General features: G+C 73.6%; 10 protein-coding genes. 6 read left to right on the forward strand and 4 right to left on the reverse strand.

The window, feature by feature from the left end:
• Positions 1-125 precede the first annotated feature (125 nt).
• The 6 genes from infB to ACRAKF_RS28030 all read left to right on the forward strand — a co-directional run bounded on the left by infB (position 126) and on the right by ACRAKF_RS28030 (position 10,077).
• Positions 126-3,293: a translation initiation factor IF-2 gene (gene infB / locus ACRAKF_RS28005; protein WP_447040307.1), complete on the forward strand. Its 3,168-nt coding sequence runs from the start codon at positions 126-128 to the stop codon at positions 3,291-3,293.
• A 161-nt stretch (positions 3,294-3,454) separates the two neighbouring features.
• Positions 3,455-3,748 (forward strand): DUF503 domain-containing protein, encoded by a 294-nt coding sequence (locus ACRAKF_RS28010; protein WP_447040308.1) that lies wholly within the window; start codon positions 3,455-3,457, stop codon positions 3,746-3,748.
• Positions 3,749-3,802: 54 nt separating this feature from the next.
• Positions 3,803-4,255 carry a 30S ribosome-binding factor RbfA gene (gene rbfA, locus ACRAKF_RS28015; RefSeq protein WP_447040309.1) on the forward strand — a complete coding sequence of 151 codons (453 nt, stop codon included), beginning with the start codon at positions 3,803-3,805 and terminating at the stop codon, positions 4,253-4,255.
• Positions 4,252-5,157: a tRNA pseudouridine(55) synthase TruB gene (truB, locus tag ACRAKF_RS28020; protein WP_447040310.1), complete on the forward strand. Its 906-nt coding sequence runs from the start codon at positions 4,252-4,254 to the stop codon at positions 5,155-5,157. The genes rbfA and truB overlap by 4 nt, the downstream gene beginning before the upstream one ends.
• 230 nt (positions 5,158-5,387) lie before the next feature.
• A complete protein-coding gene (locus tag ACRAKF_RS28025) occupies positions 5,388-8,966 on the forward strand; it encodes a trypsin-like peptidase domain-containing protein (protein ID WP_447040311.1) in 3,579 nt (1,192 codons plus the stop codon).
• Positions 8,967-9,126: 160 nt separating this feature from the next.
• Positions 9,127-10,077, forward strand: a complete 951-nt coding sequence (locus ACRAKF_RS28030) for a bifunctional riboflavin kinase/FAD synthetase (protein WP_447040312.1) — start codon at positions 9,127-9,129, stop codon at positions 10,075-10,077.
• 148 nt (positions 10,078-10,225) lie between these two features.
• Here ACRAKF_RS28030 and ACRAKF_RS28035 read toward each other — a convergent pair whose 3' ends face one another.
• The 4 genes from ACRAKF_RS28035 to ACRAKF_RS28050 are packed head-to-tail and all read right to left on the reverse strand — an operon-like array spanning position 10,226 to position 14,350.
• Positions 10,226-11,236 carry an ABC transporter ATP-binding protein gene (locus ACRAKF_RS28035; protein WP_447040313.1) on the reverse strand — a complete coding sequence of 337 codons (1,011 nt, stop codon included), beginning with the start codon at positions 11,234-11,236 and terminating at the stop codon, positions 10,226-10,228.
• 29 nt (positions 11,237-11,265) lie between these two features.
• A complete protein-coding gene (locus ACRAKF_RS28040) occupies positions 11,266-12,291 on the reverse strand; it encodes an ABC transporter ATP-binding protein (RefSeq protein ID WP_447040314.1) in 1,026 nt (341 codons plus the stop codon).
• Positions 12,288-13,259, reverse strand: a complete 972-nt coding sequence (locus tag ACRAKF_RS28045) for an ABC transporter permease (RefSeq protein WP_447040315.1) — start codon at positions 13,257-13,259, stop codon at positions 12,288-12,290. Before ACRAKF_RS28045 ends, ACRAKF_RS28040 begins: the two co-directional genes overlap by 4 nt.
• The gene (locus tag ACRAKF_RS28050) at positions 13,256-14,350 is read right to left on the reverse strand and encodes an ABC transporter permease (RefSeq protein ID WP_447040316.1); all 1,095 of its coding nucleotides are present in this window, start codon (positions 14,348-14,350) and stop codon (positions 13,256-13,258) included. The genes ACRAKF_RS28045 and ACRAKF_RS28050 overlap by 4 nt, the downstream gene beginning before the upstream one ends.

The following is a 14,350-nucleotide window of genomic DNA, read 5'->3' on the forward strand; positions in this document are numbered from 1 at the left end:
GTGCGGCCCTGGTACCCCGCGAGTTGGAAGTAGGTCGAGATTGCGATGAGCACTCGATGAGCACGCGATGAGTACGCCCATGAAGTAGCGACGGTCCGGCGTAACCCGGACCTAAAAGGAGCGAAGTGGCTAAGGTCCGGGTATACGAACTCGCCAAGGAGTTCGGAGTAGAGAGCAAGGTCGTCATGGCCAAGCTCCAAGATCTCGGTGAATTCGTACGTTCGGCGTCCTCGACGATCGAGGCGCCCGTGGTACGCAAACTGACTGACGCATTCCAGGGCGGTGGCAACGGCAAGTCCGCCGCCAAGCCCGGCGCGCCGCGCAAGCAGGCCGCCCCCAAGCCGCCGGCCCCCTCGGGCTCGGCGACCCCCTCTCCCGCGCAGGCCGCCCGTCCGGGTCCGGCCGCCCCGAAGCCGCCGGCGCCCAAGCCCGCCGCGGCCGAGCCCGCGGCAGAGAAGCCCGCAGCCGAGAAGCCCGCGGGCTCTCCGGTGACCCCGGGCCCGCGCCCGACGCCGGGTCCGAAGCCGCCGGCCGCCAAGCCCGCGCCGGCCTCGCCGGCTCCGGCCGCCCCGGAGTTCACCGCTCCGCCGGCCGCGCCCGCGGCCCCCGCCGCCCCCGCGGCGTCGCAGGCCCCCCGTCCGAACGCTCGTCCCGGCGCCCCGAAGCCCGCCGGCCGTCCGGCCCCCGGCCAGGGTGGCCAGGGCCAGGGCGGTCAGGCCCAGGGCGGTCGCGGCGACCGCGGCGACCGTCAGGGTGGCGCCCCGCGCCCCGGCGGCCAGGGTGCCCCGCGTCCCGGCGGTGCCCGTCCCTCGGGTCCGCGTCCGGGCAACAACCCCTTCACCTCTGGTGGCTCCACCGGCATGGCGCGCCCGCAGGCGCCCCGTCCGGGCGGTGCCCCGCGTCCCGGCGGCCAGGGCGGCCCCGGCGGCGCCCCGCGCCCGCAGGGCCAGGGTGGCCCCGGTGGCGCTCCCCGTCCGCAGGGTGGTCCGGGCGGCGCCCGTCCCACCCCGGGCGGCATGCCTCGCCCGCAGGGCGGCGCTCCGCGTCCCGGCGGCGGCCCCGCCGGTAACCGTCCGAACCCCGGCATGATGCCGCAGCGTCCCGCCGCGGGTCCGCGTCCCGGCGGTGGCCCCGGCGGTGGCCGTGGTCCCGGTGCCGGCGGCGGTCGTCCCGGCGGTGCCGGTGGCGGTCGTCCCGGTGGCGGCGGCTTCGCGGGCCGTCCCGGCGGTCCCGGTGGCGGCGGCGGCTTCGCCGGCCGTCCCGGTGGTCCGGGTGGCGGCGGTGCCGGTCGTCCCGGTGGCGGCGGCGGCTTCGGTGGCCGTCCCGGCTTCGGTGGCCGTCCCGGTGGTCCCGGTGCCCGTGGTGGCACGCAGGGTGCGTTCGGCCGTCCCGGCGGGCCCGCCCGTCGTGGCCGCAAGTCGAAGCGGCAGAGGCGCCAGGAGTACGAGGCCATGCAGGCCCCGTCGGTGGGCGGCGTCATGCTGCCTCGCGGCAACGGACAGATCGTCCGTCTGTCGCGCGGTGCCTCGCTGACCGACTTCGCGGAGAAGATCAACGCGAACCCGGCGTCGCTCGTCGGCGTGATGATGAACCTCGGCGAGATGGTCACCGCCACGCAGTCCGTCTCCGACGAGACGCTGAAGCTCCTCGCGGACGAGATGAACTTCGTCCTGGAGATCGTCAGCCCGGAGGAGGAGGACCGCGAGCTCCTGGAGTCGTTCTCCATCGAGTTCGGCGAGGACGAGGGCGGCGAGGAGATGCTCGTCTCCCGTCCGCCGGTCGTGACCGTCATGGGTCACGTCGACCACGGTAAGACCCGCCTCCTCGACGCGATCCGCAAGACGAACGTCGTCGCGGGCGAGGCCGGTGGCATCACGCAGCACATCGGTGCGTACCAGGTCGCCACCGAGGTCAACGGTGAAGAGCGCGCCATCACCTTCATCGACACCCCCGGTCACGAGGCGTTCACCGCCATGCGTGCCCGTGGTGCGAAGTCCACCGACATCGCGATCCTCGTGGTCGCGGCCAACGACGGTGTGATGCCGCAGACGATCGAGGCGCTGAACCACGCCAAGGCGGCCGACGTGCCGATCGTGGTCGCGGTCAACAAGATCGACGTCGAGGGTGCCGACCCGACCAAGGTGCGCGGTCAGCTCACCGAGTTCGGTCTGGTGGCCGAGGAGTACGGCGGCGACACCATGTTCGTCGACATCTCCGCGCGCCAGGGCGTCAACATCGAGCAGCTGCTCGAAGCCGTGGTCCTGACCGCGGACGCCTCGCTCGACCTGCGGGCCAACCCGGAGCAGGACGCGCAGGGCATCGCGATCGAGGCCCACCTCGACAAGGGCCGCGGCGCCGTCGCGACCGTCCTCGTCCAGCGCGGTACCCTCCGCGTCGGCGACACGATGGTCGCCGGTGACGCGTACGGCCGAGTCCGCGCGATGCTCGACGACAAGGGCGAGAACGTCGAGGAGGCGACCCCGTCGACTCCGGTCCTCGTTCTCGGTCTCACCAACGTCCCGGGCGCGGGTGACAACTTCCTGGTCGTCGACGAGGACCGTACGGCCCGTCAGATCGCCGAGAAGCGTGCCGCCCGTGAGCGCAACGCCGCGTTCGCCAAGCGCACCCGCCGGGTGTCCCTCGAGGACCTCGACCAGGTGCTCAAGGCGGGCCTGGTCCAGGACCTCAACATCATCATCAAGGGCGACGCGTCCGGTTCGGTGGAGGCTCTCGAGTCCTCGCTGCTCCAGCTCGACGTCGGTGAAGAGGTCGACATCCGCGTCCTGCACCGCGGTGTGGGTGCGGTCACGGAGTCGGACATCGACCTGGCGATGGGCTCCGACGCCATCGTCATCGGCTTCAACGTCCGTGCGGCCGGTCGTGCCGCGCAGATGGCGGAGCGCGAGGGCGTCGACGTCCGCTACTACTCGGTGATCTACCAGGCCATCGAGGAGATCGAGGCGGCCCTCAAGGGCATGCTCAAGCCGGAGTACGAGGAGGTCGAGCTCGGCACCGCGGAGATCCGCGAGGTCTTCCGCTCGTCCAAGCTCGGCAACATCGCGGGTGTGCTCATCCGCTCCGGCGAGGTCAAGCGCAACACCAAGGCCCGACTCATCCGCGACGGCAAGGTCATCGCGGAGAACCTCAACATCGAGGGTCTGCGCCGCTTCAAGGACGACGTCACCGAGATCCGCGAAGGGTTCGAGGGCGGTATCAACCTCGGCAACTTCAACGACATCAAGATCGACGACGTCGTGGCGACGTACGAGATGCGCGAGAAGCCGCGCGGCTGATCGACTGCCTCACAGCAGTCTGATCCACGCGGTCAGCGTCGGGGCCGGTCGACGGGGGAAATCCCGTCGATCGGCCCCGGCCGTTCCGTGTACGGTTCTTATGTCCCTGCCAAGTGGTTGGCGGGGCCTCGAGCCCGTACCGGCGGGACATCCGGACACACATGTATGTGGGGACTCTGTCCTTCGATCTGCTCCTCGGCGACGTACATTCGCTGAAGGAGAAACGCTCCGTCGTCCGTCCGATCGTCGCCGAGCTCCAGCGCAAGCACGCGGTGAGTGTGGCGGAGGTGGGCGACCAGAATCTGCACCGCAGGGCCGAGATCGGCCTGGCGGTGGTGTCCGGCGACTGGGGCCATCTCACGGACGTACTGGACCGGTGCGAGCGCCTCGTCGCCGCGCGGCCCGAAGTGGAGCTGCTGTCGGTCCGGCGGCGGCTGCACGGGGATGATGACTGAACAAGGCAAGACAAGCCCCAGGGGACGCACCCCGGGGAAAAGGGAGACGGAGCAGTGGCCGACAACGCGCGGGCGAAAAGGCTGGCGGACCTCATCCGAGAGGTGGTTGCCCAGAAGCTGCAGCGCGGGATCAAGGACCCGCGGCTCGGTTCACATGTGACCATCACGGACACCCGGGTGACGGGTGACCTGCGAGAGGCGACCGTCTTCTACACGGTCTACGGGGACGACGAGGACCGTGCCGCCGCAGCGGCGGGCCTGGAGAGCGCCAAGGGCGTGCTCCGGTCGGCGGTCGGCCAGGCCGCGGGCGTGAAGTTCACGCCGAGCCTGGCCTTCGTGGCGGACGCCCTGCCGGACAACGCGCGGGCCATCGAGGACCTGCTCGACAGGGCACGGCTCTCGGACGCCAAGGTGCGCGAGGTCTCGGCGGGCGCCGATTTCGCGGGCGGCGCCGACCCGTACCGCAAGCCCGAGGACGAGGACGAGGACGGCGACGCCCCCGCATGAGCAACAGCGGCACCACGCCGGACGGCCTTGTCATCGTCGACAAGCCGTCCGGCTTCACTTCGCACGACGTGGTGGCCAAGATGCGCGGGATCGCCAAGACCCGCCGCGTCGGACACGCGGGCACCCTCGACCCCATGGCGACGGGCGTTCTCGTGCTCGGCGTGGAGCGCGCCACCAAGCTCCTCGGCCATTTGGCGCTGACCGAGAAGGAGTATCTGGGGACCATCCGCCTCGGGCAGGACACGGTCACCGACGACGCCGAGGGCGAGATCACCTCTTCGGCGGATGCCTCGGGGATCACCCGCGCGATGGTCGACGCGGGCATCGCCGAGCTCTCCGGCGACATCATGCAGGTGCCGTCGAAGGTCAGCGCCATCAAGATCGACGGCAAGCGGTCCTACGCGCGTGCGCGCAAGGGCGAGGACTTCGAGATCCCGGCCCGCCCGGTGACCGTCTCGGCCTTCACCGTGTACGACGTCCGCGAGGCCGTCGCCGAGGACGGCACCCCCGTACTCGACCTGGTCGTCTCGGTGGTCTGCTCCTCGGGGACGTACATCCGGGCGCTCGCCCGTGACCTCGGCGCCGGGCTCGGCGTCGGCGGCCATCTGACCGCCCTGCGGCGCACCCGCGTCGGCCCCTACAAGCTGGACGCGGCCAAGACCCTCGACCAGCTCCAGGAGGAGCTGACGGTGATGCCGGCGGCCGAGGCCGCGGGCCGGGCCTTCCCGCGCTGGGACGTGGACGACAAGCGCGGCCGGCTGCTGCTCAACGGCGTGCGGATCGACATGCCCGAGGAGTACGCGGGCGCCGGTGCCGTCGCCGTCTTCGACCACGAGGGCCGCTTCCTGGTCCTCGCGGAGGAGTCGCGGGGCAAGGCCAAGAGCCTGGCCGTCTTCGCCTGACGCCCGCCCGCGCTGTGCGGGACCTTGTTGTCGTGGAGCGGCGGACCTCGGTCCGCCGCTCCACTGCCCCCTCTGGGAATGTGTCCAGGACGGGCCGCCGATTCACCCCTTCGGGCGGGCGCTCGGAGTGAATCGGGGGAGCAGAAGGGGGCGCGTTCGCACCGCCTCCTGTCCGGCTGATCACCGCCGACCTACGGTCGGGTTACGGGGAACGGCCGGGAGGTTCGAGCATGGCGGGACGGGGTCCGGGGGCCGGGGACGCCCCGGGCAAGGGGGAGCGGGGCGGGCACGAGGCGCTCGACATGTCCCTGGTGCGGGTGTGCGACCCGGCGGGGCGCCCCAAGGGCACGGGCTTCGCCGCCGACGACCTCGGCACGGTGATCACCAGCCACGAGGCGGTGGACGGCCTGCCGCGGGTCGTCCTGCACGCGCCGGGCCGGCGCACCCGCGTCGTCTCCGCCGACGCCGTGGTGGCACTGCCCGAGGCGGGCCTCGCCCTGGTGCGCACCGAGGGCCTCGGTCTGCGACCGCTGCCCCTGGCCGTGCGGGACTCCGTGGCGACCGGCACCTATGTGCGGATCGCCGCCTGCGGCTGGCGCGAGGCCCGGGTGCTCGGCTGCTCCCCGGTGACCCGCACGGCGACGGACCGCTTCCGCCTGCCGGCCTCCGCCCTGGAGCTGGCGATCGGCACCTCGGGCGCCGACGCCCTGCGGCTCGGCGGCGGAGCGGCGGGCGGCCCGGTCGTGGACGCCTCGTCCGGAGCGGTGCTCGGCGTCCTCGGAACGGCACTGCTGCCGCAGGCCCCCGCCGATCCGGCCACACCCAGGGAGCCGCTCCCGACACACCGGCCCGCGGGCTTCGCGGTGCCGCTGCGGGCTGCGGCCGCGGCCGCCGAGGCGGGGTCGGCGCCGGGGGCCGAGGTGCTCAGGGAGTTGCTCCGGCGAAATGCCGCTACGGTCCCCGGCTATGGAGCCGACCTCAACCTGGCGGGAGCCCTGCATCTGACGGCGACGTCCGTGGGGTGCGACGGGCCGCGCCCCGAGCTGCTCGAACCGGTCGAACGGCCCGCGACGGCAGCGGAGCTCGACGCGTTCACCGCGGGCCCGGCCCCGGTGCTCGGCCTGGTCGGCGACCCCGGCACGGGCCGCACGACGGAGCTGGCCGTGCTGGCCGCCCGGCGGGCCAGGGGCGCCGCACCCCTGCCCACGCTCTGGCTGCGCGGCGGCGACCTGCGGGGCACGGACACCTCCGTGGCCGACGCCGTGGAGCGCGCGCTCGGCCGGGCGGGCCGCCTCCTCGCGGCGGCCAGGGACACCCCGGCGGGCCAGGGCCTCGGCGACATCTCGGCGGGGCGCGTGGCACGGCTCGTACGGGACGCGGGGCGGCCGCTGCTGTTGCTGCTCGACGGGCCCGAGGAGATGCCGCCCGCGGCGGCGCACCGCCTGGCCGAGTGGAGCGAGGGCACCGCCGCCTGGCTGCGGAAGACGGGCGCGCGCCTGGTCATCGCCTGCCGGGCGGAGTACTGGGACCAGGCGGCAGAGCACTTCGCCCCCGGGACGCCGCACGGAACGGACGCGGACACCGGCCCGCCGAGCCACGTATGCCTCGGTGAGCTGCCCGAGCCGCAGGCCCGCGGGGCCCGCGGGCGGTACGGCATCCCGGAAGGAGCGCTCGCCGAGGCCGACGCCCGGCATCCACTGGCGCTGCGGCTGCTCGGCGAGGTGCGGGCGGCACGGCCCGACGCGCCACCGCCGGGCACACCGGCCAGGGACGAGCTGTTCGGCGCCTACCTGGACCTGCTCTGCCTGCGGATCGCGGTGCGCCTCGCGGCGTCGAACGGGCTGCGGGGCACCGCCGTGCGCCGCCTCGCCGCGAAGGTGTCGGGGCAGGTCCACGAGGCGGCACGGCGCTGCCTGGGCCCCGGCCACGGCGGGCTCGACCGGGCCTCCTTCGAAGCGGTCTTCCCGTGGGGAGCGGCGCCGGACGCGCGGTTCCACGGCTGTACGGGATGGGCGTCGGCGGTGCTCACCGAGGGTCTGCTCGTGCCCGCGGGGGCCGGGTACCGCTTCGCGCACGAGGAGCTCGCCGACTGGCTCCAGGGCACGCATCTGGACGTGGACGCCGCCCTGGACGCCCTGGTCCAGCGGCGCCGCCCCCAGGACCCGGTCGTCCCCGAGCAGCGCGGCCCGGCCGCCGAGCGCCCGTTGCCCGTGCCCCGCCACCGGATCGGCCCGGTCATCCAGGCCCTGCTGTCGCTCGGCCGCCGGCGCGGCCCCGCCGAACTGGCACCGCGCCTGCGCGACCTGGCGGACGCCGCGTCGGAGCCGGTGGACGCGGCCCCCGGCGGGGCGGGCGCCGACGCGCGGTGGTGGGGCAGGCACCTGCTGCGGGGGGTCCTGTCACGCGTCCCGGACGCGACCCCGTATCTCCAGGTGCTCGATGACCTCGCCGACCGCGCGGAGTTCGGGACGGACTTCTGGCTGCGGCTGCCGCTCGGGCAGAGCGAGCGGTTCTCGCTGCTGCGGCGCCTCGTCGTGCGCGACGGGCCGCCGGGCACCCCGGGCCGCTGCCTGGACGCCGCCGCCGATCTCCTGGCCGCCGACCCCACGGGCGCACAGCCGCTGCTCGTGCGCTGGTTCTCCGACGAGCGGCCGCTGGACGCCGCGCCCGAAGCCACCGTGGCCTCCGCCGCGCAGGCGCTCCTGTACACCCACCGGCACCGCGCCATCGACGCCCTCACCGAGGCCCTCGTCGACTGCGGCCACGCTCGCGCCGACGATCTCCTTGCCGCGCTCGCCGAGGAGGAGCCCGCCGCCGTCTGCCGTGCCGTCGACCGCTGGGCGCGGGACGAGCGGCCGGGACGGCATGCGGCAGCCGCCCTGCACGGCCTGCGCGCCGCCGCGCACACCACCGCCGAGGCCGACCGCGAGCTGCTGCGGTACGCCGCGCTCTGCCTGCTCACGGGCCCGGCCGAGGAGTCCCTGCACGGGGCGGCGCTTGCGATGCTGGTCCGCGATCCGGTGACGCGCACCCGGTATCTCGGCCGTGCCCTGCGGCTCCTCGCCGACGGGGATCCGCGGATGCCGGTGAGTGCGGCGGCCGCGGCCCTGCCTTCCCACCCCGAGGCGGTGCTCGCCGCCTTCCGGGCTCGGTTGCAGGCGCCGGGGCCCGGCGCCGAGGACGTGCTGGGCGGCCTCGTCGACGCGGCCACGCCCGTGCTCGCCCAGCGGGTCGCCGCCCTGGTGCGGGACTTCCTCGCGGCCCGCCCCGAGGCCGGTGAGGCCGCCGCGGCGTATGTCGACCGGCGGATCGAGGAGGGGCCCGGCGCACGTGACGTCCTCTTCCCGCTGGTGACGGGGCTGCTGGACAGCCGGACGCCCTCGGCGGTCCGAGCCGCGCTCGCGCCCGTGCTCGCGGCCCCCGGCAGGGCGGCTTCGGGCTGTGCGGCTTCGGGCAGCGCGGCTTCCGGTGTTCTGCGGGGTGAGCTGCTCGACGTACTGCTCGACCAGGAGCGGGACCCCACGGTCCTGGAGAGCGTCGTGCGGACCGTGGCCCGCGCCGCCGCCGAGTGCGGCGAGGCACCGGCCCGCGAGCGCGTGCGCCGGGCGGCGCGGCAGCTCGTGCGTACGCCGGAGGGCGCGTCCCGCTTCGAGGGCTGCCTGGTCGAACTGGCCCGCTCCGAGCCGGGTTTCGCCGCCCTGGTGACCCGCTGGCTCGACGGAGCCCCCGAGGAGTGGACCGCCCTGGTCGGCCCGAGCGCCTGCCGGATGATCGAGAACCTCGCGGGCGGCGTCCGGGTACCGGCCTGACGTCACACGTCCGGGACCGGGGAGTGACCCCCGCCACCCCGGACGAGGAGATACCGGTGCGAGCCGGGGCCCTCCGGCATGGCAGTCTTAGACCTGCGTAATCGGCAATGGGAACGTACAGACGTAACGGACGTACACAGGTTCGGCGAGGAGCAAAGAAGTGCAGCGCTGGCGTGGCTTGGAGGACATCCCCCAGGACTGGGGGCGCAGCGTCGTCACCATTGGTTCCTACGACGGCGTGCACCGCGGGCACCAGCTCATCATCGGCCGCGCCGTGGAGCGCGCCCGGGAACTCGGCGTGCCCGCCGTCGTCGTCACGTTCGACCCGCACCCCAGCGAGGTCGTGCGCCCCGGCAGCCACCCGCCGCTGCTCGCCCCGCACCACCGGCGCGCCGAGCTGATGGCCGACCTCGGCGTGGACGCGCTGCTGATCCTGCCCTTCACCACCGAGTTCTCGAAGCTGTCGCCCGCCGACTTCGTGGTGAAGGTCCTCGTCGACAAGCTGCACGCGCGCGTGGTCGTCGAGGGCCCCAACTTCCGCTTCGGCCACAAGGCCGCGGGCAACGTCGGCTTCCTCGCCGAGCTCGGCACCACGTACGACTACGAGGTCGACCTCGTCGACCTGTACGTCAGCGGTACGGCGGGCGGCGGCGAGCCGTTCTCCTCGACGCTGACCCGGCGCCTGGTCGCCGAGGGGGACGTCACGGGCGCCGCGGAGATCCTCGGCCGCCCGCACCGCGTCGAGGGCGTCGTCGTGCGCGGCGCCCAGCGCGGGCGCGAGCTCGGCTTCCCCACGGCCAACGTGGAGACGCTGCCGCACACCGCGATCCCCGCCGACGGCGTCTACGCCGGGTGGCTGCACGCCCAGGGCGAGGCGATGCCGGCCGCGATCTCCGTCGGGACGAACCCGCAGTTCGACGGGACCGAGCGGACGGTCGAGGCGTACGCGATCGACCGCGTCGGGCTCGACCTGTACGGCCTGCACGTGGCCGTGGACTTCCTGGCCTTCGTGCGGGGCCAGGCCAAGTTCGACTCCATCGAGGCGCTGCTTGTCGCCATCGCGGACGACGTGAAGAGGTCCCGGGAGCTGATCGAGGCGACCGAGGGGTAGTTCTTCGGCCGCGGGTCGTGGGGGCTTGTCGCGCAGTTCCCCGCGCCCCTGGGAAGCGGGGCGCAGCCCCGGCTTCAGGGGCGCGGGGAACTGCGCGAGCAACCACGTCGCACCCGCCAGTCGCCCGCCAAACCGAACCCGGCAGACGCTAACGCGCCGCCGCCCAGTGGCACGCGACCTGCGTCTGCCCGCCCCCGGCGAGCAACGGCAGGTCCTCCCCACGGCAGCGAGCGGCGACGCCGACCCGCTCCGCCTCGCCCGAGGCGAGGACCTGGCATCGCGCGTGGAACCGGCACCCGCCGGGGATCCGTGAGGGGTCCGGGGGCTCCCCCGTGAGGACCACGGGCGAGCCCGGCGCCTCCGGCAGCACCGACAACAAGGCCTGCGTATAAGGATGTTGAGGAGCCGTCAGGACCTCCTCCACCGTGCCCGTCTCGACGATGCGCCCCAGGTACATCACCGCCACCCGGTCCGCGATGTTCCACGCGAGCCCCAGGTCGTGCGTCACCACCAGCGCGGAGAGCCCCAGCTCCTCGCGCAGGCGCAGCAGCAGGGCGAGGATCTCACCGCGTACGGAGGCGTCGAGCGAGGCCACCGGCTCGTCGGCGACGATGAGTTCGGGTTCGAGGACCAGCGCGCCCGCGATGACGACACGCTGGCGCTGGCCGCCCGACAGCTCGTGCGGATAGCGCAGGAAGAACCGCTCCGGGGGCCGGAGCCCGGCCCGGGAGAGGGCCTCCGCGACCGCGGCCCGCTCGTCCCCCGCGTACCCGTGGATGCGCAGCCCCTCGGCCACGGCCTCGTACACCGTGTGCCGGGGGTTGAGCGAGCCGCTGGGGTCCTGGAGGACGAGCTGGACGCGCTTGCGGTACGCCTTGAGGGCGCGTCCCGCGTAGCTCAGCGGCTCCCCGGCGAACGTCACCTTGCCCGAGGTCGGCGGCACGAGGCCGAGCAGCGAACGCGCCAGGGTCGTCTTGCCGCACCCCGACTCGCCGACCAGGGCCACGATCTCGCCCGCCCTGATGTCGAGGTCGACGCCGTCGACCGCCCGCGCGGTCGGTGCTCCCCGGCGGCCGGGGAAGGCGATGTGCAGATCGGCGGCCGACAGCAGCGTGCCGCCGGGCTTCCGGGGGGCCTGAGGGGCCTGAGCGGTGGTCATGCGCGGGTCCTCTTCACGGTTCTCCTCGGTCACGGCGTGCGCTCCGCCGTCGCGGGCGCCGCCGTGGGCTGCGCCGGAAGCGGGGCGCCCGCGTGCACGCAGGCCGCGCGGTGGTGCGGGCCCGCGTCCCGCAGCGCCTGGTCCTCCGTGGAGCAGGAGTCCAGGGCGACCGGGCAGCGCGGATGGAAGGTGCACCCCGTGGGGAGCGCGGAGGGGTCGGGCGGATCACCGGGCAGGCCGCGCGGCGCGAACCGCGACGCCGGGTCCCCGATCCGCGGGAAGGCCGCCGACAGCGCCTTGCCGTAGGGGTGCCGGGCATGCTCGTAGACCTCGGTGGCCGGGCCCTCCTCGACGACGCGGCCCGCGTACATCACCGCGAGCCGGTCGCAGGTGTCGGAGAGCACGGCGAGGTCGTGGCTGATCATCATCAGGCCCAGGTCCTGCTCGGCCACGAGCTGCTCGATCAGCCGGAGGATCTGCGCCTGGATCATCACGTCCAGCGCGGTGGTCGGCTCGTCCGCGATGATCAGCCGGGGCTCGCAGGCGAGCGCCATCGCGATCATCACGCGCTGCCGCTGGCCGCCGGAGAGCTCGTGCGGATACGCCTCGGCGCGCGCGGCGGGCAGGCCCACGTGTTCGAGCAGCTCACCGACCTTCTTCTCCGCGCCGGCCCGGGTCGCCTTCCCGTGCAGCAGGATCGGCTCGGCGATCTGGTCGCCGATGCGGTGCACCGCGTTCAGCGAGTGCATCGCGCCCTGGAAGACGATCGAGGCACCGGCCCAGCGCACCGCCCGGACCCGCCCCCACTTCATGGTGAGGACGTCCTCGCCGTCGAGCAGGATCTGCCCGGACACCTTGGTGCCCGCCGGGAGCAGCCGCAGCAGGGCGAGGGCGAGCGTGGACTTGCCGCAGCCCGACTCGCCGGCCACGCCGAGCTTCTGCCCCGCCTCGACGTGGAGGTTCACGCCACGGACGGCGGCAGCGCCGTTCGCGTACGTCACTTCGAGGTCGCGCACGTCGAGCAGTCGTCGCTCGGTTGTCTGTACGTCGTTCAACGGGTGGCCCCCAGCCTGGGGTTGAGCACGGATTCCACGGCGCGGCCGCACAGGGTGAACGCCAGCGCGACGACGGCGATGGCGAGGCCGGGCGGGGCGAGGTACCACCAGTGCCCGGCGCTGACCGCGCCCGCCTCGCGCGCGTCCTGGAGCAGGCCGCCCCACGACACGCTCGTCGGGTCGCCGAGGCCGAGGAAGGCGAGCGTGGCCTCGGTGAGGATGGCGCCGGAGATCACCAGTGTGGTCTGCGCGAGGACGAGCGGCATGACGTTGGGCAGCACGTGGCGGGCCATGATGTGGCCGTGGCCGCCGCCGAGTGCCTGCGCGCGCTCGATGTAGGGCCGCGACTCCACGGCGAGCGTCTGCGCCCTGACCAGGCGTGCCGTGGTCGGCCACGTCGTCACGCCGATCGCCAGGATGATCGTCCAGAGGGAACGGGACATCACCGAGGCGAGGGCGATGGCGAGGACCAGCGTCGGCATCACGAGGAACCAGTCGGTGACACGCATGATGACGGTGGCGTACCAGCCCTTGAAGTGCCCCGCGGTGATCCCCACCAGGGTGCCGATGGCCACCGAGAGGACCGCGGCGAGCAGCCCCACGGAGAGCGAGATGCGGGCGCCCCACACGAGCAGGCCGAGCAGATCGCGCCCGAACTGGTCGGTGCCCAGCGGGTACTCCCCGCTCGGCGCCTCCATCGGCTTGCCCGGGGCGTCGGTCACGCTCTGCGCGTCCGAGCCGACGAGCAGCGGCGCGAAGACGGCGGCGAGGGCGATCAGGACCAGCGCGGCCAGGCCGACGAGCCCGGCCCGGTGTGTGCGGTACTCCCGCCAGAAGCGGGTCATGGAGTGCCGCCTGCGGGCCCGGGCGAGTGCGCGCGCGCTCTTGCCGGGGGCGGCGGGCGTGGCCGGGGCGGCCGAGGTCGGAGGAGTAGTGGATTCGGCGGATTCGGCGGATTCGGTCGTCATCGGCCCACCCGGGGGTCGAGCAGCGGATAGATCACGTCGGCCAGGGTGTTCATGAGGATGACCGTGGTGGAGAACACGAAGAAGAGCCCCTGCACGAGCGGCAGATCGGGCACGCTCAACGCCGAGTAGAAGAGACCGCCGAGGCCCGGCCAGGAGAAGACGGTCTCGACGAGGATCGCGCCCGCCACCACCGTGCCGAGGTTGACGAACATCAGGGTGACGGTCGGCAGCATCGCGTTCGGCACGGCGTGCCGGCGGCGTACGAGATCGTCGCGGAGCCCCTTGGCGCGCGCGGTCGTCAGATAGTCGCTGCCCATCTCGTCCAGGAGCGAGGAGCGCATGACGAGGAGCGTCTGCGCGTACCCGACGGCGACCAGTGTGATCACGGGAAGCACCATGTGGTGCGCGACGTCGATGACGTACGCGAAGCCGGTCTCGCCGCCCGATTCCAGGCCGCCGGTCGGGAACATCCCGGGAATCGGCCCGATCCCCACCGCGAAGGTGATGATCAGCAGCAGACCGAGCCAGAACGACGGCACGGAGTACAGCGTCAGGGCGAGCCCGGTGTTGAAGCGGTCGCCCAGCTTTCCGTTGCGCCAGGCGGTGCGCGTGCCGATCCAGATGCCGATGATCGTGTAGAGGACGTACGCCGTTCCGGTGAGCAGCAGCGTCGCGGGCAGCGCTTCGGTGATCTTGTCCATCACGGGCGTGTGGAACTGGTAGGACGTGCCGAAGTCGCCGGTCAGGACGTTGCCGGTGTAGTCGAAGAACTGGGTCATGACCGGCTTGTCGAGACCGAACTCCTTGCGCATCGCGGCGAGCTGTTGGGCCGAGACGCGCTTGCCGCCCGTCATCTGCTTGACGGGGTCGCCGGGGATCAGCCGGAACAGGAAGAAGCTGGTGACGAGCACGGCGAACAGCGACACGACCGCGCCGCCGATCTTGCCCGCCACATAGAGGAGGTAGGCCCGGGTGTCGCGGCTCCGGGGCCCGCGGGCCGACGGCGCCCCGGCCGGAGCCGGGTCGCCGTCGACGCCGGGGCCGCCCGGGCCCTCGGTGCCGAGCAGTGCGGGATTGCTGTCAGCGGTCAT

It is taken from the genome of Streptomyces sp. DSM 118878 (assembly GCF_052936595.1).

What these genes read in the sequence shown, in the direction of transcription:
- truB (WP_447040310.1), top strand. Translation starts at nt 4,252, where the DNA reads ATGAGCAACAGCGGCACCACGCCGGACGGCCTTGTCATCGTCGACAAG.
- ACRAKF_RS28025 (WP_447040311.1), top strand. Translation starts at nt 5,388, where the DNA reads ATGGCGGGACGGGGTCCGGGGGCCGGGGACGCCCCGGGCAAGGGGGAG.
- ACRAKF_RS28035 (WP_447040313.1), bottom strand. Translation starts at nt 11,236, where the DNA reads ATGACCACCGCTCAGGCCCCTCAGGCCCCCCGGAAGCCCGGCGGCACG.
- ACRAKF_RS28010 (WP_447040308.1), top strand. Translation starts at nt 3,455, where the DNA reads ATGTATGTGGGGACTCTGTCCTTCGATCTGCTCCTCGGCGACGTACAT.
- ACRAKF_RS28050 (WP_447040316.1), bottom strand. Translation starts at nt 14,350, where the DNA reads ATGACCGCTGACAGCAATCCCGCACTGCTCGGCACCGAGGGCCCGGGC.
- ACRAKF_RS28045 (WP_447040315.1), bottom strand. Translation starts at nt 13,259, where the DNA reads ATGACGACCGAATCCGCCGAATCCGCCGAATCCACTACTCCTCCGACC.